Source organism: Chryseobacterium sp. SIMBA_029 (assembly GCF_046535275.1).
Classification (GTDB): domain Bacteria; phylum Bacteroidota; class Bacteroidia; order Flavobacteriales; family Weeksellaceae; genus Chryseobacterium.
In genome coordinates this window covers 93,237-113,768 of sequence record NZ_JAWRXA010000010.1, presented here as the reverse complement: position 1 = coordinate 113,768, position 20,532 = coordinate 93,237, and the positions used below count along the sequence as shown (strand labels likewise).

Here is a 20,532-nt window from a genome sequence, read left to right as displayed (position 1 = left end):
GAATGAGTGGTAAGATTAATAGTTCCTGTAGTAGGATTTGGATATATCTTCATTGCATTTTTCAGCTATTCCTTTGTTCCTAAAACGTAATCAGCAATCTTCGTTAGATTAAACTTCTAAATTACTTGCCTGTCAGAAAGAATTTTTCAAGCCGTTCATTAAAATCACCGCCTTTGTTACAATTGGTAAAAAAAACGTAGCCGCTTTGCTGCTCTCGGTTAATACGGTAATAGGACTGAAAATTTCCATTGTTTCCTCTGTGATTATAGTCGTTTCCTTGAAACCCCGGTCTGATACCAATCCCTAATCCCCATCCAGTGTCACCATCAAAGTCTCCTCCGGCCGGAAGTGTTATCTGTACCTTGAATAATTCGTTGGCCGTCTTTTTTCTTAGTCCTTTACCTTTCATCAGTGCTATTAAAAAATTAGCGTAGCCTACAGCTTCAGTATGGAGGCCTCCCGCTGCTCCAAACCAAGTTGAATCCTGCTTTGGCAAGGAACCAGGCCAGCGGTGAATCGCTTTACCATTCACGTATCCAGTAACTTTATGATTAGTAATAAATGGATTACTACTGAACCAAACATTAGATAGACCCAATGGTATTGAGACCTCTTTTTGAAAAAAAGAGTCTAAAGTGGTTAGGTTGTTTTTTGTGAGATTTGCAATTACCTTCGACAGATAATAATAACCCTCACCGGAATAAGCGTAATCTGTCCCTGGTTTAAATTTAAGGTATAGTGCTCCTTTGGCGATATGTCTGGTACTATCTGCAAAATCTGATGTGCGCCAGTTTGGAAGACCAGAGGTATGGTCCAAAACCATCCTTGCGGTGATTAATTTATACCGTTCGTCATCGGCTATATCTTCATAAGGCATGTACTTATACAATGGTGTATCCAGATTCAAAACGCCCTGATCAACGAGCCGCAATACAAAATAAGCAAAAACCGTTTTTGATAAAGAAGCAGCCTCAAAAACGGACTGGTTATTCAAAGGTAATTGAGTCTCTAGATTTGCTGTTCCCAAAGCCCGGTGGTAAACAATCTTTCCGTTATTAATGATCGCTAAGGACAAGCCAGGCAAACCAGCTGGGCCTACTTGGGATGCTAGAAATTGATCAAGAGCTGTCTGGGAGATTGTCTTTCCATTTAGGGTTTTAATTTGAGCATGCACAGCTGATACCAGTAAGACCAAAACCAGAGCAGAAATGAGCTTTTTAATCATTATGCATCTCATTATGACTATAACTGATTACTTTAGCTAATTTCCAGGTTTCGTCTATGAACTGCCAAAGTTGAACAAATTTGTAGGTTCCACTGACTTTTTCCTGTGTCTGACCTTTGTTCGTGTGATAAAATGTATGCACTCCCATTTCAACAGCACCATACCCTTTAATTGGATATATCTCTAAACTGCTTTTGATTAATTCTCTCCTGATATGATTTCCTCTGGCACACATTTCCTTGATAGATCGCATTTCATAATCCGCACCAACGTTTAAACCGCCCAAGTCATGATAAAATTCTATGTCGTCTTTTAAAAATTTACGATAAGCCACGCTGTCACAATTATTAAAAGCACTAAATAACAGACTGTCCGCTTTAGCCACATCTTTGTAAAGTTGGTCAGCCGAAGCGGGGATCTTTTTTTGAGCGAAAAGCGTATTTGCATGCAGACATACGAAAAGTGTCAAGCCGATAATTTTAAGGTTCATTTTTTAATTTTTAAACATTTATACTTTGCAAGATGCATTAATTTAATCATTTTACGTTTTTGATATATACACCCGCATCCCAGTAATCTAAATACTGCTAAGCAAAGACAAAACTAATATTACACACTAAACTAAAATTGTAAAAATACGAACCTTACATTTCATTTCTTAAACGATAAAAAACAATCAGTCCCATCAAATTCATTAGGGGACGTTTTTACAATCGCCTGAAATGAATTATTAAAATGCGGTTGGTCATAAAAGTTATTGGTCAAGGCAAGTGTCGTTAAAGTTCCATTCTTTTTATCCCGAAAAGCTAAGTCGTCCACAGCCTCTCTTAACTTTATTATATTTGCAAATCTTTTTGGGCTTAAGCCAATGTGTTTTCTAAATATCTTTTGCAAATGCCGCTGTGAACAGCCTAAATTGGCAGATAATTTTGAGATATTCAGACTTCCATTAGAGCTTATGATCATTTGTGTAGCTTTTGTAAGCAAAGAGACCGTTAAATTTATATGAAACAACGGACTAAAAGCAGCTACTACCGCCCGACATATATGTGAATTTTCAGTATTCCCAAGCTGGATTAACGAGCTTATGTCAAATTGATCCATTTTAATAAACCTATCAAGATGCATACTCATATCCTCTGCAGAAAAATGTACAGGTGTCCACGGATATAACTGCACCATCGTTGCTTTACTATGAGGATAAATGTCAATCTCAAGTAATTCAGTCATCTGTCCACAAAAGTAGACTCCTTCTGTTAGATGTGTTTTACCATTCTTATTCTTGATCGTAACACCTCTTCCTATTATAAAAGCAATATTAAAGCAACCATTTGGTAATGCAGACTTATTATTAATACACTGAGGATTGTCTTGGTTATTAAGTGTCCAAAGTTTTTTAATCAAAAAAGATAATGAATTTGGAACATAATATTCATCATATCTAAACATCAGTTTTTTTTGTCATGGAGGGTAAGATACAATTAAATAGCTTGTGCGTAGTGGCGAATTTAATAAAATATCACTTTATTATATTATTAGCATGGAGATCTTTATTGGAAACAATTATTCAGATTCTTTATCCCGTTAGTGTTTCGTTAAAAACATTGCATGCTCTATTTAACTAGAAAGCATTGTTCGATTAATCTGATCTACCTTAAAAAATAAAAGGCTAAGTTTCCCATAGCAAATTATATAATCGGGGGTATTCCCGGGGCAAAAAACAAAAAAGCCCCTAAAATAGGAGCTTTTTGTGACCCCAAACGTACAGTTTTCGAATAATTTTATAGAAGATTTAATAAAGCTTGCAGAACTTGAGTGTCTATAATTACTTGGTATATTCAAGATGCGTCTTTCTAACAAAACCTTGTAAATAATGCTCATTTTCACAAGTAATGATTTGCCTGCTGTAATCATAGTTTGCTTTATTGAGCAAGTAGACCTACTCAATGGTAAACAGTGTATTCTGGGAGGTTTTAGCAAAATTTTCAGTTTAGATGAACTAAAATGGAGGTATAACTTACTGGTTAATGACAAACCAATAAGGCTCTATCCAGTGCATCAAGGTTGAAATAATTAACATTATCTGTCCCATATCAGTTAACTACAGATAAAGTCACTCCAAAGGTCCCTTGTAAATCATTTAATATAACATTAACTATTGTTATATCTGAAAGTTCAGTATTGCATAATGTCTTGTGCCATATTCTACCATTGTATTTACATTTGTATTTTCACTCATCTTTTTTAATTTAGGCAAAAGTGCAATACCGCGTCCATAAAAGATTTGAGAAAAGGATAATAATTTATGAGAAAAGGTTAATCTTTATTCAGAATGCATATTCCGGATAAAATGACCATCAAATTCTACATATAATTGATCACTAAGGATGAAGGCAGAAACGGCGTCTAATAGAAGATGTATTAAAAATATAAAATAGTTCTTACTTTAGGTTGATTTTATTTCATCTGCTTTCTTCCTCCATCGATTCACTTTGGTCAATTTTTCTGAAACCGATATCTTGTCTTTTTTAAGAGTTAAGTCTATTTAGCCTTGTACTTCATTATCCATATATATAGCGTGGCAATTGAAGCCATTATTCCCTACTTTTATTTTTTGAATATTACGTTGAACACTATATTGATAATTCATCCAGTGGGTACATTTTAAATGCCTAAAAATATAATAGAACTAGCTCTCAGAGAAATTAAAATCCAGAAGGTTTAGGAATACTTTGAGAACTTCCATTTGCCCCGTTAAGATCAATATTTATATCAGTAATATTTTGTTTTGTAATTAATCTTTTATAGACCATAATATAAAACATCAGAGTGAAGTTATTGTATGTTGTTGAAAGGTTAGTGTTGTTTGTGTAATCAATCAAAGTACTATTTGCGAAGATGGCTTTAATATGCCAAGTACCATTATTTTTATACATCCTTATATCCGGTGACCCCTGCTTCGAATCATTTGCTCCCTGAGTACCTACATAGTCTAATGTTACATAATTATCTCCATTAGCAAGACTGAATGAGTAATTATGGATAACAGCAAGAAAATTATTGGCGTCTATCTTTGTATCATAATCTGTAATTCCTGACTTTGGAACTCCTGTCAGTATCAATTTCATATAATTAAAAAGAGCACTATTGCCTATGGTCGGATCATAAAGTTGCAAAGACGTATTAGACACATTATCGGAAGTAACCAAAAAATGACCTCCCGTAGTTGTAGGTTCTCCGGGGTTTCTTAGATACAAAGAATTAGTGTATGTTTTTCCATTGACATCGAGTTTCTCCACAGGATTACTGGTATTAATACCCACATTTCCGCTTTGAGCAACAAATACTGTCAAGAACGAAAAAGAAAGAAATATTGTAAAAAATTTAGTTTTCATCAGTTTATATTTTTGATTTATTGAAGTCCCGCAGGTGTAGTAGTAGAAGCCCCTTTATAAGAAGATGCAGAAGATACAGATCCTGCATAATTTCCCCAATCTTTCACTAATACCTTTTCATAAACAACTAACGATAGATTCCATGTTCCTTTTTGCAAAGAAGTCGTTTCTCCACCTTTAAAATCAAGATTAATTGCATGATAAGTATTCGAACCTACTGTAACTTTGGTAATTTCATTATAGTAAGCACCAAATGATCCATCTGAATTTCGATTTAAAGCCGCTCCACTGAACACAGCACCTACAATTGCCACTACATATTTACCCGTTTCCAAATTGGTATTGAGATTAACGACTTCATCCTGCTGTACATTTTGAATTGTTATATTATACATATTTACAGGTGCCACATTTCGTAATGAAACATCAAGTTTTTTAACTTTCCCTACTGGTGTCGTATCTGTAGATCTGGTCAAAAGGTAATAATTGTCAGTTGAAATGGAATTTACACCATCTATTAGATAAGAATCGCCAAGGGTTCTTCCGTTTACATCTAATGTTCCCTGCGGATTTGAGGTGTTAATTCCTACTTGTGCTTTAAAGTTTATCACAAGAAAAATTAAGACAGCTACTAATATTTTTATTTTCATTCGTGTAAGTTTAAAATTGAATTAATGCTGAAGCTGCAGCTCCTGTTGCAGAACCTCCCAGATTTTGGGAGACATTAAATTCTTTGGCGTATGCTTTGTCGAAAACCAATAAATTGATAGTCCAAACACCTGCAGCTGATGTAGAAGGGGGATGAAATCCTTGAAAGTCTGCTTTCAGTTTCCATGTATTATTTGAATTATAAGCATAAATCTGCGGAAGCGGAGTAACCCAGTCCGGCAAATTACCTTGTAGTATAGGCTGAGTGAATCCAAATGAGGAGATCACTACAAGAAATTTATTCGAATTGATTTTAGTATCATATTCATTGATCCAGTCTTTGTCATCTACATCACATGTAATTTGAAATTGGATCTGGTTTATGGGAGCAGGATTTACAGGCAAAAAACTGTTATTATATGTTGTGATTTTATTTTCAGGACTTGGTGATTTTATAAGATATGTATAATTTTCTGTTGCTCCTAGACTTTCTATCTCATCCTTTAGTATGATTCCCAACATATGATTCCCAACGTTTTCACACTCCCATTGATATGAAGTTCGGTTTCTGGATTAGTCGTATTTATCCCAACTGATTTATTTTGAGCATATACTATATGAGCAGAAAAAGCAAGGACAATTAAGATGTAATTTTTTTTCATCATTCGTGTTTTAATTTCTGAGTGTTTAATTTGATATAAAAAAATGTTTTAGAGCAAGTAATTTTTTAATTGAAAAATTAAGGTAATGATATACTAGAATGTACTACTACATAGAGATTTCTTTGGAATATTTTATTGTATGATAATCCAAGCAATATGGTGATATATCATATTTGACAGTGAAATTAAAACTTCTGGTACATAGAAATACATCATTGTCCTATTTTATTCCAGCAGTTTTTGAATCAGCTCTTGATAATATTACTTTCTCTTCTTTTCTTTATTTGGCATAATCTAAAATGAAAAATAGACTTTTTGATGTGTTTATAGAATCATACTGAATTTCTCCTGGTGATTAAATATTTTTTTCCATTTTGCAATCGTATTTCTGCTTATGTTAAATTCTTTTGCTATTCGTGTGTTACTATATCTTTCCTTTTGTTGATATGTTAAAATTTCAAAAATCGTAGGTTCATCATATGCTCTGTGTTTTTGATTGAATTCAAATGTTTTCTTATCTTCATGAGTGAAAACCAACTGATTTAATTTAATAATATCTAATTGTGACAAGGTTTTCTTTTCTAACAAAGAGCTGCAAAGATTATATTTTTCGGGATACTTTTTTAAAATGATATCATGGTATATTTTTTTATAATCAGGTGTTATTGTAGCCATATGTTTTTTTGATGATGTTTTTTAGAAAAATAAAGCTTAAAAAATTTACCTTTCATTATTGCTATATTTAGTAATCCATTTATAAAGGGTTGTTTTGGGAATTTTATATTCTTCGGCTATCTGAAGCGTTGTTTTTTCTCCGGTGTTTATTAATTCCAAAATGAATTCCACCACCTGTTTGGTATATATATTTTTACGGAACTGTGGAAGATGAATGGTTTCAGCTTTTGTTCTGGTATTAGAATCTGATCGGATCTCTGGCGAAAACAAAATAAGGTGTTGGCTGTACATTCTGAAAAAGTCATATTTCAAGAGCTTACACCATTGAAGAAGAACTTCTACATCCATACTTTCCTCTTCATACATTTTATATATTTCATTTAAAGTAGTTTTATGGAAATTACAAATGCGACTGATAGAAATTCCTTCTTCTTCAACTCTATTTTTGATACACCTGCCAATATGAATATTTTTAAAGTCAAATTTCATTAATCGTCTTTATTTTTTTAATCGTCTTTGAAGGCTCTAATCTCACTTCAATGTATGTTTTAAAAACATCAAATAGTAAACTGGCTGATATTGGAAAGACTTGCTTTGTTGAGCATTTAATTATTTTTTAACCTTTTTATAAGCTTAAATTGAAGATGGGCAAGAAGAGCTTTTTTCAGTTCTCTTTTCCAATTTTTTTATAGGTAAAATATTTATTTCTATTTACCAAAAAAAGTTATATCAAGTATCTTATAGTGTTGTTTTTGGGCATGTATCATAGGATTTCAAACCCCGCAGTCACAAGTTTAATTTATCGTAATCTCTGTATCAAAATCAAACTTCTGTAAGAGTTTCCTGTACCTGGAGAAGCTGATGATGAAACCGTAAAACTACTATTTCCTGGCTGTATTGAGAAATCTAATGTCTGTGAAGTAGCACCTGTAATGTTAATATAATCATCAAAATAATATACTGAGGCTTGGCTAGAATTGTTGGAGCCATTTATTATAGAGTATTCATTATTGTTAACTATTGCTTTTATAAAAATATTATTATTGGCAGACGCTGATGTAAAACTTCCAACAAGCCTTACCTGTACCTTATATACTCCGGGCGGGAGGTTTATTTGATCTGTTGTTCTGGCGAAAGAACCATTTGTGCCTGCTCCTGGAGAAACCCCGTCCGATATTGTCGCTCCAACAATTGTATTGATGAAGTTAGGAGCTGCATTTGGGGCATTCCCCATTTCTGTCGCATCATCGTTTGTATTAAATCTAAGAGCAGCTTGTCCGGCTAATGTTGTATACGTTGTACCATTAAGCCCGATTCTCAAAATCTGTCCTTCAACGGATGTTGTATTATTTCTATAAACATCTCCATTGGTATCTATCACCAATCCTGTAGAGGATGTATTGGCCGGAAGGTTCGGAAGGTTTTCAAACCTCATATCAGGTGAGCCAGCTGTTGCATTTACTATATGAAGCTGCTTTTGTGGTGCTGCTGTACCGATCCCAACTCTATGATTGGCAGCATCTATAGAAAGAGTGGTTCCGTCTACTGAAAATGAATTAACAGTAGTTCCCCCATTGAAGGCTAAAGTTTTACCTGACTGATCTACAATTCTGTTTCCGGATAAAATACCATTACCAGCATAGATACTTGTATCAATGGTAGCTGATGCACCACTTATTGACTTCCATATACTTCCATTAAAGAAGTAATATCCAATAGTGGTCACTTCTGCCACTTGTCCTGAACTAGGAATGGCACCCGTAGGAGCAGTAATATCACTTACATAAACCAATGCGCCTGTTTGATAAAATGCATAAGTACCGGCTGTTTTAGCGGCTAATTCCTGCTTGGTGATTCTAGGCGCGATAATTCCGTCAGCACTCGTTATAGTGCTGGCTTTACCTTCTACGTCTAGAGTAGCATCGGGGGTTGTTGATCCTATTCCTACCTTGTCGCCGGCAGCATCTACAGATAAAGTGGTTCCGTCAACAGAAAATGCATTAGCAGTAGTTGCTCCGGTGAAGGCTAGGGTTTTACCTCCCTGATCAACCGTTCTATTTGTCAATAAAGTACCATTGTCTGTATATATATTGGTATTGGTATCTATACTGCCGCCTGCACTTTTCCAAATACTTCCATTAAAATAAGTACCCGGTATTGGTAACTTCAGCTGTCTGTGCAATGCTGGGAATTGTTCCTGTAGGTGCCGTAATACTACTTACATAGATTAAAGCTCCGGTCTGGGGAAGTCCATAAGTTCCGGATGCTTTAGCAGCTAGTTCCTGCTTAGTGATTCTGGGTGCAATAATACCGTCAGCAGTCGTAATAATAGCGGCTTTACCTTTTACATCTAATGTTGCATCCGGAACTTGTGTATTAATACCTACCTGTGCTTGTGTATTTGCTGCCACAAATAGTAAAGCAGCAATAAATAATTGTTTTTTCATTCCTTTGTTGTTTAAGAACGTTAGAACACAAAGGTATTAGGTGAGTGCAGACTACTCATATAATAACAGCTTACATTTTATTACAAAATATTACAGTAGTGTATGATTGAGTATAACACTCTCATTACTAATAAGTTATAGTTATTGGATTTTCATCAGCCAGGTATAGATATTTTCGGAATTACTGATATTGAGTTTCTTTCTTATTCTGGACTTTCTGGTTTCTACCGATCCTATCGAAGCTTTTTTTAATACCGCAATCTGTTTTGTATCAAAATTCAGTTTCATGAGTGCACAATATTCTAAATCTGAAGGAGTGAGCTGGGGGGTTATTTCAAGAAGCTTCCGGTTGAAAGCAGGAAACATTTCTGAAAATTTAAGGTAAAAAGTATGGCTGTTATTTTTAGCCAGTTCGATAATATCGTTTAAATCCTGAAGATTGTTATTTGTTTCTGGAAAATCAATAATCTCGGTGTAATGATGATTAGTAATTTGATTGTGTTCATTTATATCAACAGCGATGGTTTCCTTTTCTGCTGTTTTTTTCTTTTGAAAGAAAAAGAAATAACAGGCCAATACTGCAGCAGATATTACGCCTGCAATTATAATGAAATGATATACTGGCTGTTCTTTCTCCTTAGGTTCTGATGACACCTTTTCTACAGTGTTTTTGTTGGAAAGAGAAATGCTGTCTGTTATTCTTTTAGCCTTTTCAAGATAATCTGCCTGATTTTTATAATCTTTACTACCATCATACGCTTCTGCAATACCTGAGTAGCATTCTGCTAATTCTGACGGAAGCAGCTTATATTCTTTATAAATTGCAATGCCCTGATTAAAGTATTCAATGGCTTTAGGATAATTTTTCTTTTTATTTTCAATATTTCCCCGAAGCCTATAATAAGGAAGAAAGTCGGATCGGTTTTTTTCATCTTTCATAAGAAGCGGAAATTCATTCAAATATTTTTCCGCTTCAGGAATATTATCTTGAGAGAAATATTCAGCTCCCAAATTTATAGCATATCTGGCAATAGACTTATTTCTTGTGGGAAAAGCACGGCTTGTTTTCTTAGATTCCTCATAAGCTTTACGAAAATAAAAGAGAATGCTGTCATGCATGATCTTATTATTTTCTATTCCATCGCTACGATTAGCATTTATACCTAGCTGGCAATAAATAGATGATTTGTTATCATGTTTTTTGTCGTTTAAAGGAATTTTATCAGCAATTAATAAAGCTTTTTCAAGGCTGATCTTCCCTTTTTGAAAATATCCCAATGAAGTATTGATATTTCCCTGAATCATCAGTAAATTAGACCAGCTTATATAATCTTTGATTTTTTCTGCCAGTTCCATACCTTCAGGTATTTTCTTTAAAGCTTCACTGTAATTCTGCTCATTCGCATAAATTTCAGATAACTTTACAATAGATTTCAGGTGCCCTTTATCGTAACCTGTATTTTTAGACTGATAATACATTTCTGTGCACAATCTCAGCATTTCTTTGCTTCCCTTTTCTGCATATGCATTTTTATGGTTAACTATTGTCCATAAGCTGTCAATAGAGGATATCTCTTTATTATTTTGAGAAAAAGAAAGAGCAAAATGAAAAAGAGACAGAAATGAAATAAATTTATATCGCATAAATTTTTAATGTGTTACAAGAGCCGAAAGATACGCGAATTGTTATTATAGTGTTAAACTAATTTAAAACTATAATAACAATGTGTCAATAATTATCGACTTATATTCCGATCTCCAGTAAAATACCGACTTGTGCTAAAGTCTTTTATACAGACTTGATAGCCTAATGCTATTTCCTAAGTAGCTTTCACCTACACCTGTACTTCCAGTGATTAAATATTTTTATTTTCCCTACAAACTCACACTCATCCAACCAAAATACTTGTTTAAGGTTAAGATTTCGTATCCATCAAAATTGATGCTTTCAATACTCGATTTATAATGCAACTTCGCATTTTTTTTAACGAATGTATGACGCTAACAACATGAAAAATTAATAGTGTTTTATATCAAATACAAACCTAAGAACAGACGGTCAATTTGAACTAGAATTAAATGAAAAAGCAATAAGATATTACAGAAAAATGATCATCTCATCCAATGCAATTCCTGACAAGATTAAATTAATTTATAATGAAAATATTGCTTATAATGATCGAACCTATTTATTACTTGAATAAAAAGAACGAAGATTCCGCTTATTATTACGCTGAAAATATATAATAATTTATATGATCATCATGACCTGGATGAAAAACTAAATATTCTTTTAGCAATAGCAACCGCTCCTTTATCACTCATCAATAAGTCGAAAGGGAAAAAAGATTCAGCGGATTATACATGAATAAGTCAACATTCACCGCAAACTCTAAACATCTAATCTATTTGGCCTTTAGTATCAGTCTATGTTAGTCAGGTGAAATTCGCCAAGGCAAAAAAATATGTTGATGTATACACTGAAAATTCAGAAAAAATAAAATTTTATACGACATAAAATTGCCTATAAATTAAATTCTGAAATATCAGATGAGACAGGTTCAAGCAGGCAGGCTTATAAATATTAAAAAAAATAAGTTGAAGTAAATGATAGTATCAATAGAATTGATAAAAATAATATCAACAAAATATTTGATAAGGATCTCCAGGGAAAAAAAACGGATAAGAGAGGAAATTACCTATTCAAGATATTTATCAATTATTATTATTTTAATTGTTTCGACCTTGAGCTGTGGAGGCTATTTTATAAAAGGCTATTTTAAAAAGAAAGACAATAAAAAAAAATATCATCGTTGAAAAAGACGTTGAAATTAAAATTTAGCATTAAAGTTAATGCTTGCTTATGAAGAAATTATTTCTTTAGCAAAAAGTAACTCTCCTAACTTAACAGTTTTAAAGAAGTTCACCCTAGTTTTTGCGATAAAATCGTTGAAATCTATCCTAAAATTCTGAATTTATATTATTCGATTAATTTTACAACCAAAGAGATTGCAAATTCTATTTTGTCACATCTAAAACCGGGCAGATGAGAAAATATAGACTAAGAAAAAAACTAATATATTAAAGAAAATCTTTCCGAAAACATCAAGACCTGCAGGTATGTAAGATGTTCAAGTATAAATTAAAAAAGACAGAAGAATCTGTCTTTTTTAATTATCAATATTAATTCTATTTCTTTATAAATTGTAAAAATTTGCTTTCCGATATAATATAGAAATAGGAATAAGGAAAATAAATAATACATTATTCATTTGGCTATTATTTTATCATTTACAGTAAACATAGCAATTACTACAAATATAATTTAATAAAAATACTATTTATACAAATAAATACTACATAAATACAATAACTGAAAAACATTCTAATTACTTAAAAACACCTCCTTGTACAAAAAAATTGTTATATCAATAAAAATACAAGTAAAGATATCATTAAATGCAGCTTTAGAATCAAATTCCATTAGAAAAAAAACTAAAGTTATGTATAGGTCTCTACAAAACCGAAATTGGAAAACAACAGAAAAGACCAACACAATTTAACAGCTAAATGTTATAAATGGGCATAACTGAATTTTGATGATTTAAATTTATTTTCCCTTATTATTACTTTTTGAATATATTTTTTTCCATTTGGCCACTGTATTTCTACTGAGCTTAAAATTGGCAGCCAATTGGGTATTATTTAAACTATTCTCTTCCTGATAATTTAACATCTGCAAAATCGCCTCTTCATTGTAAGCTCTATGCTTCTGGTTAAAGATCTCATTTTCTCTATTTTGTTGAGAAAAAATAATATCATTCAACCTGATAACATCCAAGTCAGAAATATGCTCTTTAGAAAGAATAGCTCGACAATACTTGCTTTTTTCCGGATGCCTTAATCCAATGATATCTGAATAAATTTTGCGGTAATCAGGTTTTGTGCCTACTTTTTGTACTTTACGATCCATTTATATAAAGTAGTTTTAGGGATTTTATATTCTTCTATAATTTGCAATGTGGTTTTTTCTCCATTTTCTATTAATTCCACAATAAAATCAATCATGTCTTTTGTATAAATATTCTTTCGGAATCTAGGAAGCTTATTTTTTTCGCTTTCCTTATACTTTTCAGCGGAAGACGGAGGAGAAAACAGAATTAAATGATGTGAGTATAATCTGAAAAAATCATACTCTAGCAGTTTAGATAATCTTAGCAATGTAGCTGTTGATATATCTTCTGAAGACAGTATATTCAAAAGGAACTTGTGATCACATCTAAGAAAACTGAGAATTCTTTCTTCTTTAATATTCAGTTCCTCAATTCGCAACCGGACCATTTCCCCAATGTGTATTTCTTTAAAATTTAAATTCATATGCATTAATTAAAAGGGTATCATCTTATACATCCAGTTGATGATACCCAATATGAAAAAGTTCATACAAGATCGCCTTGTCCTGTATCAGGGATTATAATTTGATAATCGTTATATTGCTTACATTTCCAGTCCCAATAGCACCCGTTTCGTCTCTCAGAAGCGCATAAGTATTGGCACCATTTGCAGCAAAGGTAATCTGCTGGCCAGCTGTAACGCTGATAACAGTGTTGTAATTGTGAATTTGCCCAACAGTTGCTGAAGCAGCAATACTTGTCGCAATCCGGGTTGATCCCCTACCTATAAAATTTCCGCCCGCATCCCGTATGCCAATAATAACCTGTTCATTGGCCCCTACATTTCTGAAGCTCATCTGCATCTGTACCAGATAATTTCCGGCACTGTTAAATGTCATCACCCCGGTAGTGATATTATAGCTATATAAGGAAGAGGTAGCCTCCGGGGTTCCCAGTAATATGGTATTGGTGCCCGTAAGGCTGGTTTGGTTGGCCGCCAGCTTCGCGTGGAAAAGGGGCTGTGCAACGGTAGGTGAATATTTTAATATTCCGGTTGATAAATCTACCACTACATTGTTTTCTGCTCCGGAAGCCGTATTTAATCCTTCTATTCTTACCGGATCATCCCCCGCAGAAGGCACCACATGAAGTTTATGGGTAGGATTGATTGTGTTAATCCCAAAATTACCAACCGGGTTAACCGTAGCCCGTTGTGTATTATTGGTAAAAAAGTTAACAGGTGTTGCAGACTGCGTACCTAAATTTAAGCTGGTTGCATTACCAGACGTCACCAACTGTGCAGAATTGGCATTATCTACAAACATATCTAATATGGCTGAACCACCCTGCGCCCGGAATGCACCTCTTGAGGAACCCGATGCTGTCAGAAAACTTTGTGTACCAACATTACTAAATGTAATGGAATTTGAACCATTTTTAAACTGCAATGTATTGGTTCCCATGGTTACAATTCTGTTGGTCAACAGAGTTCCATCTGAATTGTAAATGTTTGTTCCTGTAATGCTTGAAGGCGCTACGGCTTTCAACACACCATTGGTATCGGCTACCACTACTTTATCGGTAGTCATATTACCAGTATAAGCGGGTGAGTTTATATTTCTTATCCTGAGACCGCCGTTACCTGTACTGGCTGTCCCGCCTAAATCCAACAGCTCGGTCGGTTTTGCGACAGCTTCTGCGCCGTCTACTCCTATTGCAGTATGGGCGTTTTTGAGTACTGTAACGGCATTATTACGGGAAAAGACAGTAGTTCCGTTAGAACTTCCATTCCCTAGCTGAAACAATGCATCCGTACTTACACTGGTAAATGCCGAGCCTGTCGTAACAGAATTGGCAATACCAAGTGATACCTCTCCTAATGAACTTGCTGATGTCCCTTGACCTATGGCAACAGAACCAGTTCCCTGAGCATTGGTTGTCTGTCCCATAGAAATTGAGCCGGCTCCACTGGATAATGTATTGTTTCCTAATGCTACTGCACTTTGTCCGCTGGCCGTATTGGTATTTCCTACCGCAAAAGCACCGTAATTACCACTGGCGACGGATTGGTAACCAAGCGCTGCAGAATATTGTCCACTGGCTTCATTTCCAAAACCAAATGCAAAAGAATTATTTCCTACTGTACCCATCTGACCACTACCGCCGCGAACTGAACCTTGTACATCTAAAGCTGTATCTGTATAATTATCCGTTTTACCAATCGCTACATTCCCTGATTGATAAATGTTCTGAGTATTGTCGGTGGCTTCGGTATCGGTTGCCTGGTTATACCAAGGTTCCGATGAAGCAGCTCCACCAGCGAATTTCTGCCAGACTGCACCATCGAAATAATAATATCCGGGAGTGGTAACATTAATTGTTTTGGCAGTAGGTGTTCCTGCTGGGGCAGTGGCATATACCTGGGTTCCGGTTTGCGGGGCGGCATACAGAGCATCTTTTGCCGCCAGTTCGTCGCCGGTTAATCTCGGGGCTATCAATCCGTCAATTTTAGTGATGTCCGAAGGATTTCCAACTACATCAAGTGTCGCTTTCGGATTGGTCGTATTAACACCTACTTGTGCCGACGCACTTGTAAATCCTAATAAAAATAGGAAAACTGTTACTGTTTCTTTGTTTCTCATTTGTTTGATATTTAATATTATATTTTTAAAAGATTGTATTATTGTAGAAAGAAAATGCATCCTATTTCCAGGATTATTGCTAATATATTTATAGCAATCAGGTTTCTCTGGGAGATAAGTGATTCTTTTATAATGTGATAATTGGCTTTTATCAGTTTGTAAAAACCCACTATAAATAAAATGAGTGAAATTATAAGAATTGATAAAACCTCTATGGCAGACAAATTACTGTCGTCAAATACGATAGTATTTAAATTCAAACTTCCACCGGTGGCGGCCATTCCAAAGAACAAGAGAACAACTGGCAATAAAATGTATATAGAAGTATATAAAAATGCAAACAGATATTTTTTAAATCCTGGTCCTGAAATTCTTTCTTTATTAAGGAGTGTTATAATCAGACTCATTATAATAGCCGTCATATTATTAACAAAAAATATGGTAATGGCTTTTTCCGTAAAATTTAATGATCCAAGCAATTTTGCAATCGGAAAATCGGCTTGGTTATTTTCATAAATAATTAAACTTGTTGCCACTGAAGTATAGATACTGAACCGTACAGGAGATAATATATCATCATTTAGCAACTCTGAATCTTCATTTACCTCTTTCTCTGCAAGATCGTAACATAATTCCGGATTTCTGAACAACGTAAAAATTGTCCCTGGAAGAAGCAGTAAATCCGTTAAAACTTTGAGGCATAGTCGTTCAAAACTATCCAATAATTTATCAAACTCCACAAGAAATCATTTAAGTTATTTAAGTTCAAATTTGTATTTGATGCCAGATTAATTTTCTTTATTAAAATGTATCATTTTGTATTCTTTACTAATAATCAGCAATAAGCTGGGTTTAATACCATAGCTTAATTTCTCTGCGGATTTGATTTTGTAGTAGAATTCAGCTTTATCAGAGTCGGTGTTTATTAATTTTACCGGAGAAATTTCGGTAGAAGTGTTGGTTACAGGAAGCAAAATAGCGATAACCTGTTCTCTGGAAAAATCAATGGCTGTTGGCATTCCGTTTTTCCCCATATGGGCAGCCGTTCCAAAAATTTCATCAAACTGTTCTTTGGAAGTAATTACTTTTTCGGCAGGTATGTTTACCGTTTGGGTATTTTTCACAAAGTAGTTTTGAGCCACCCTGAAGGCTATTGGCTCTGATTTGCGGGTATTTGTCTTACAGGAAAACAGGAATGCTAGAAAAATAATTAATATGTTTTTCATTTGTTTTAATTTTAAATTTATAACGCTAAAATCCCTCCGACTCTATAGAGTCATTTATGTTTTAGGATGGTTTCAAGCCGAAGGGAAAAATATTATGGTTTCCAAAAGCTCCATACGTTGCCATTGAATACTGCCAGTTGTTTTGCTGTAGTATCATAAAACATCATGCCGGGAGCAGGATTGATAATAGCAAGATGTGGGCTGGCTACTTTAGGCAATATCATTGCTTTGTTGGTGTCTTCCAAAATTAAAATTCCTGGAACGGCAGAAGGCGTTCCGATCGATACTTTGGCTCCCGCTTTTTCTGTTATAAAGCACCCGCAGGATTTACACTACAGTTAATTATCGGGCAGACAAATGTAGAGCCTATCCCATTTAATTGCTTATAAAGATCTAAAAAGTTAGTAGATGAAATATAATTGTCATCATACAAATGATACACCGGATGATTGGTGATGGAAGGACATTCTACCGTGTCCGGTATCCCGTCATTATCATCATCCAGGTCTGTGGAATTGGCGATTCCGTCTCCGTCAGTATCCTGTGCCTGCAGACTGTTTACACTAAAACTAAAGGTCAGGAAAGTGTAAAATAAGAGTAATTTAATTTTATTCATCATTTTTTTTGTTTTTAATTTTTACTGACAATCAGGTTTTATCAGTTTTCTCTTTAGCCATCTGTAAACAAGCCATCTATAAATAGTTATTTTGGGGACATTGCTTTCTTTTGCAACCTGTGAAATTGTTTTCTGTCCAGTGTCTATTAATTCCAAAAGAAAATATTTTATTTCTGTTTTCATACTTTCAGTGTTACTTTTTCCCGGATTTCGATATCAAATGTATCGTCTGTATTATTAATTCGTTCTCATCGTTCTTTAGGATTAAAAACATAAAAAAATAGAAATGAAAAAGAAATTATGGTAAATATTTGTATTTTGATATTATTAAAAAAGTAAAGTTCTTAATCATTTACATTTTTGTCACAATGAGATAATAGCTTGTATTGCTTCCTGAAGGAATGTTTAACAAGCACTCACCGTTATCAAACTGGTTTGGCTCTCCACTGGCATAATTTAAAAATAAAGCTATTTTCTGATTAGGAACGGTGGTCTGTAATGTCTGGGTAAGCGTTTGGGGATTTGAAATAGCATAACTTCCATTAAATGTATCTCCGTTATCAGCTCTTTGAGAATTTACCAGACCTCTTGAAACGGTATTAACTGTATAAGTTGTACCCGATGCAGTTGCAAATACGGTATTCACTTGCATTTGTCCAGCTAAAGTATAGTTTTGTGTAGATTGATATCTGTTGCAGCGGAGTGATGCCCATAACTCAAAAACATACACGCCGGGTTCCTGAATTATAAGATAACTTACATTGCTCGTTGCCTGTCCGTTTACAGTAGCCGATGCATCTGTTCCGAAAGTAAAACCTAAGGTATTACCCCGGAGATCCGCATCATTCACAATCGGAATATTAACATATTGAGTCGTGTCAAACATTGAAAACCCTCCCGAATTATTGGTATAGGTAGACGGATACTGAGAACTTTTCTGATAATACAAATATTTAATGGCAGGTGGAGCTATGGCGCTGCTGCTGCCTGTACCATCCAGACCTAAAGTGTTGAATGGGCGCGTATAAGCAGGAGAAGACAATGCAGGGAGGTTTTCGTGGCGAATATTCAGAGTTCCGGCCGCATTCACGTTAAGCAAAACTGCAGGTGCAGAAGTTCCTATATTAATTCCTACAGAACCGTCATTCATTACTTTCATCAGCTCCGTTCCGGATGAATTATTGACTTCCAGGGCTTTAGTAGCATTGGTATTGTCTTTGGACACCACATCCAACATTGCAGATGGTGTTTCTGTATTGATTCCGACTTTATTCTGTTGAGCAGATAAAAAGAAGGAAACCAAAGCAAACGGTAAAAAAAGTGTTTTTTTCATAATATTTCTCTTTTTACGGCTATAGTTTGGAAACAGTCAGTGTTACTTTTTTATCCAGTCCGGAAGGTACTGCAAGAGAACAAGCAGCCGTAGAACTATACTGATCGGCGGTTCCCCAGCTTACTGTTAAAGCTACTTTTTGATTTGCCGAAGTAGTTTCTATAATTGAGAAAATATTGGCTGGAGAAGGAAAACTATATTGATTAGTAATCAAATCGCCTGCAGTATTCCTTAGCGGGAAAGTATTATTACGGATATTCGTTTGAAGCGAATAGGTAGTGCTGCCGGAAGCAGCCAGATAGATTCCTGTTCCGATTCCTAAGAAGTTCGCCCCACCTACACTAGCCGATGGTGCTCCGGTACAGCTGGTATAATAACCTAAATTTATTTTATAAACACCCGGGTTAGGAATTGTAAAATATATAACATTGGTGGCAGCGGTTCCGCCTAATGTAGCAGTGGCATCCGTACCCAAAGAAACGCCGAGAGAATTGCTGAGAATACCTGCAGCAATAAAAGGCAAACTGTAAAACTCCGTGGCGCTGTCGAGTGAGAAAGTCGATGTAGCCTGCGTATCGTTAATGGTTAGGTAAGAAAAAAGCGGAGTTGGTATATAAGTTCCCAGATACCCGTTAGCATCTATACCCAAAGAAATTCCTGCAAGCAGAACAGGTAAGTTCTCATATCTTACTGTTCCGTTGGTATGCAGCTTTGCAGTAGGAGTAGGAACATTGATCCCGACGTTTCCGTTATCCAGAACAGTAACCATCTCAGTTCCGTTGGAGTTATTGATTTCCAATGCTTTTGTTGTGGCGGTATTGCCTTTAGATTTGATATCTAATGTCGCAGAAGGGCTGTTTTCATTAATACCAACCTGTCCGAAGGCAAAGCTGTAAAATGTAATAGCTAAAATAGTTAATATTTTGTTTTTCATCAATTTATGTTGCAATTAATAGTTTAAGAATAACAATACAGGAAATGGTTTCGTATATTTTATTACGAAATCGAGGGCTGTAGAATGTTTGTTTTTATGGATTAAATATTCCCGGGAGGAGGACGCACGTAAATATAGAAACGGTACGAATCGGAAAAAGCGATGCTTTGGTAAAATACTTTGGAATTTTTATGCTTAAAATTATTTGAATCTGTTGTATATTCAATAAAGGTCCCGGCAATGAACTTGGAAAAAGAGCTTACAGTGGTTATGACACCATTTCCTGCAGTTGTTTGAAAATGGGTAAAATTTCTATCTTCAGAAGCAGGATTTATTTTTATTTCCGTGCCGGTTTTAGCAATATATTCCTGCTTTTTGGTTTCTTTTTTCGTATTTTTTTTGGCAATCTGCTCAGTGCGTTTTTGGGGAATATTTTTGTCCGGAGTTTCTGCCTGCACAATCAATTCGGCATTGCTGATATTTTCTGCTGCATACAAAGTTGCACCAGCGGAAATGTAAATTGAAGCTTTCGGAGTTTCTGCAGCTGCAGAATTTTGGTCGACAACAACAGCACCCTCTGAAATATATATTTCAGAATTTTGAATTTGTGTTATTTGTGCTGAAAAGAAAAAAGGAAGCAAAAATATACTAAGCAAATACATACGAAAGATAGTCTTCGTATTTACAAGAAAATATTTGCTTTTATAATACATCTGTGTTTTATATTTCGGTGGCGAAATTATACTATCTACCACTCACAAACAGCAAAAACACATATAGCATAGGCATAACATGCATGTAACAAACAGATTTTCAATGCTATAAAAAATTCTATT

General features: G+C 34.6%; 22 protein-coding genes. All 22 read right to left on the bottom strand.

The annotated features are described in order from the left end of the window. Positions 1–121: 121 nt before the first annotated feature. Positions 122–1,225 carry a serine hydrolase domain-containing protein gene (locus SB679_RS18260; RefSeq protein ID WP_410703730.1) on the bottom strand — a complete coding sequence of 368 codons (1,104 nt, stop codon included), beginning with the start codon at positions 1,223–1,225 and terminating at the stop codon, positions 122–124. Continuing rightward, entirely contained in the window at positions 1,218–1,715 is a 498-nt protein-coding gene (locus SB679_RS18255) for a nuclear transport factor 2 family protein (protein ID WP_410703729.1), read from the bottom strand. Before SB679_RS18255 ends, SB679_RS18260 begins: the two co-directional genes overlap by 8 nt. Positions 1,716–1,876: 161 nt before the next feature. Continuing rightward, positions 1,877–2,674 (bottom strand): helix-turn-helix domain-containing protein, encoded by a 798-nt coding sequence (locus tag SB679_RS18250; protein ID WP_410703728.1) that lies wholly within the window; start codon positions 2,672–2,674, stop codon positions 1,877–1,879. A 1,256-nt stretch (positions 2,675–3,930) separates the two neighbouring features. Next, positions 3,931–4,620: a hypothetical protein gene (locus SB679_RS18245; RefSeq protein WP_410703727.1), complete on the bottom strand. Its 690-nt coding sequence runs from the start codon at positions 4,618–4,620 to the stop codon at positions 3,931–3,933. A 17-nt stretch (positions 4,621–4,637) separates the two neighbouring features. Next, positions 4,638–5,231 (bottom strand): hypothetical protein, encoded by a 594-nt coding sequence (locus SB679_RS18240; protein ID WP_410703726.1) that lies wholly within the window; start codon positions 5,229–5,231, stop codon positions 4,638–4,640. A gap of 49 nt (positions 5,232–5,280) precedes the next feature. Further along, positions 5,281–5,790 (bottom strand): hypothetical protein, encoded by a 510-nt coding sequence (locus tag SB679_RS18235; protein ID WP_410703725.1) that lies wholly within the window; start codon positions 5,788–5,790, stop codon positions 5,281–5,283. A 464-nt stretch (positions 5,791–6,254) separates the two neighbouring features. After that, on the bottom strand, positions 6,255–6,605 hold the full coding sequence (locus SB679_RS18230; protein WP_410703724.1) for a helix-turn-helix domain-containing protein: 351 nt from the start codon (positions 6,603–6,605) through the stop codon (positions 6,255–6,257). Between the two features lie 45 nt (positions 6,606–6,650). Beyond that, positions 6,651–7,094: a transposase gene (locus SB679_RS18225; RefSeq protein WP_410703723.1), complete on the bottom strand. Its 444-nt coding sequence runs from the start codon at positions 7,092–7,094 to the stop codon at positions 6,651–6,653. 310 nt (positions 7,095–7,404) lie between these two features. Then, positions 7,405–8,787 (bottom strand): hypothetical protein, encoded by a 1,383-nt coding sequence (locus tag SB679_RS18220; protein ID WP_410703722.1) that lies wholly within the window; start codon positions 8,785–8,787, stop codon positions 7,405–7,407. After that, entirely contained in the window at positions 8,744–9,052 is a 309-nt protein-coding gene (locus SB679_RS18215) for a hypothetical protein (RefSeq protein WP_410703721.1), read from the bottom strand. The genes SB679_RS18220 and SB679_RS18215 overlap by 44 nt, the downstream gene beginning before the upstream one ends. Before the next feature lie 141 nt (positions 9,053–9,193). After that, positions 9,194–10,696, bottom strand: coding sequence for a tetratricopeptide repeat protein (locus tag SB679_RS18210; RefSeq protein ID WP_410703720.1), 1,503 nt, complete (start codon positions 10,694–10,696; stop codon positions 9,194–9,196). 1,966 nt (positions 10,697–12,662) lie between these two features. Next, the gene (locus SB679_RS18205) at positions 12,663–13,025 is read right to left on the bottom strand and encodes a helix-turn-helix domain-containing protein (protein ID WP_410703719.1); all 363 of its coding nucleotides are present in this window, start codon (positions 13,023–13,025) and stop codon (positions 12,663–12,665) included. Next, a complete protein-coding gene (locus tag SB679_RS18200; protein WP_410703718.1) occupies positions 13,001–13,429 on the bottom strand; it encodes a transposase in 429 nt (142 codons plus the stop codon). Before SB679_RS18200 ends, SB679_RS18205 begins: the two co-directional genes overlap by 25 nt. Before the next feature lie 94 nt (positions 13,430–13,523). Next, the gene (locus SB679_RS18195; RefSeq protein ID WP_410703716.1) at positions 13,524–15,587 is read right to left on the bottom strand and encodes a hypothetical protein; all 2,064 of its coding nucleotides are present in this window, start codon (positions 15,585–15,587) and stop codon (positions 13,524–13,526) included. A gap of 38 nt (positions 15,588–15,625) precedes the next feature. Then, positions 15,626–16,327 carry a hypothetical protein gene (locus SB679_RS18190; protein WP_410703715.1) on the bottom strand — a complete coding sequence of 234 codons (702 nt, stop codon included), beginning with the start codon at positions 16,325–16,327 and terminating at the stop codon, positions 15,626–15,628. A 48-nt stretch (positions 16,328–16,375) separates the two neighbouring features. Then, positions 16,376–16,813 carry a hypothetical protein gene (locus SB679_RS18185; RefSeq protein ID WP_410703714.1) on the bottom strand — a complete coding sequence of 146 codons (438 nt, stop codon included), beginning with the start codon at positions 16,811–16,813 and terminating at the stop codon, positions 16,376–16,378. Between the two features lie 92 nt (positions 16,814–16,905). Next, complete coding sequence (locus SB679_RS18180; RefSeq protein WP_410703713.1) at positions 16,906–17,058, bottom strand: hypothetical protein; 153 nt, start codon at positions 17,056–17,058, stop codon at positions 16,906–16,908. Between the two features lie 62 nt (positions 17,059–17,120). Further along, entirely contained in the window at positions 17,121–17,432 is a 312-nt protein-coding gene (locus tag SB679_RS18175; RefSeq protein ID WP_410703712.1) for a thrombospondin type 3 repeat-containing protein, read from the bottom strand. A gap of 18 nt (positions 17,433–17,450) precedes the next feature. Beyond that, positions 17,451–17,612 carry a helix-turn-helix domain-containing protein gene (locus tag SB679_RS18170; RefSeq protein ID WP_410703710.1) on the bottom strand — a complete coding sequence of 54 codons (162 nt, stop codon included), beginning with the start codon at positions 17,610–17,612 and terminating at the stop codon, positions 17,451–17,453. Positions 17,613–17,781: 169 nt separating this feature from the next. Continuing rightward, positions 17,782–18,762 carry a hypothetical protein gene (locus SB679_RS18165; protein ID WP_410703709.1) on the bottom strand — a complete coding sequence of 327 codons (981 nt, stop codon included), beginning with the start codon at positions 18,760–18,762 and terminating at the stop codon, positions 17,782–17,784. 19 nt (positions 18,763–18,781) lie between these two features. Beyond that, positions 18,782–19,696, bottom strand: a complete 915-nt coding sequence (locus SB679_RS18160; RefSeq protein ID WP_410703708.1) for a hypothetical protein — start codon at positions 19,694–19,696, stop codon at positions 18,782–18,784. A gap of 101 nt (positions 19,697–19,797) precedes the next feature. After that, positions 19,798–20,358 (bottom strand): hypothetical protein, encoded by a 561-nt coding sequence (locus SB679_RS18155; protein ID WP_410703707.1) that lies wholly within the window; start codon positions 20,356–20,358, stop codon positions 19,798–19,800. Between the last annotated feature and the right edge of the window lie 174 nt (positions 20,359–20,532).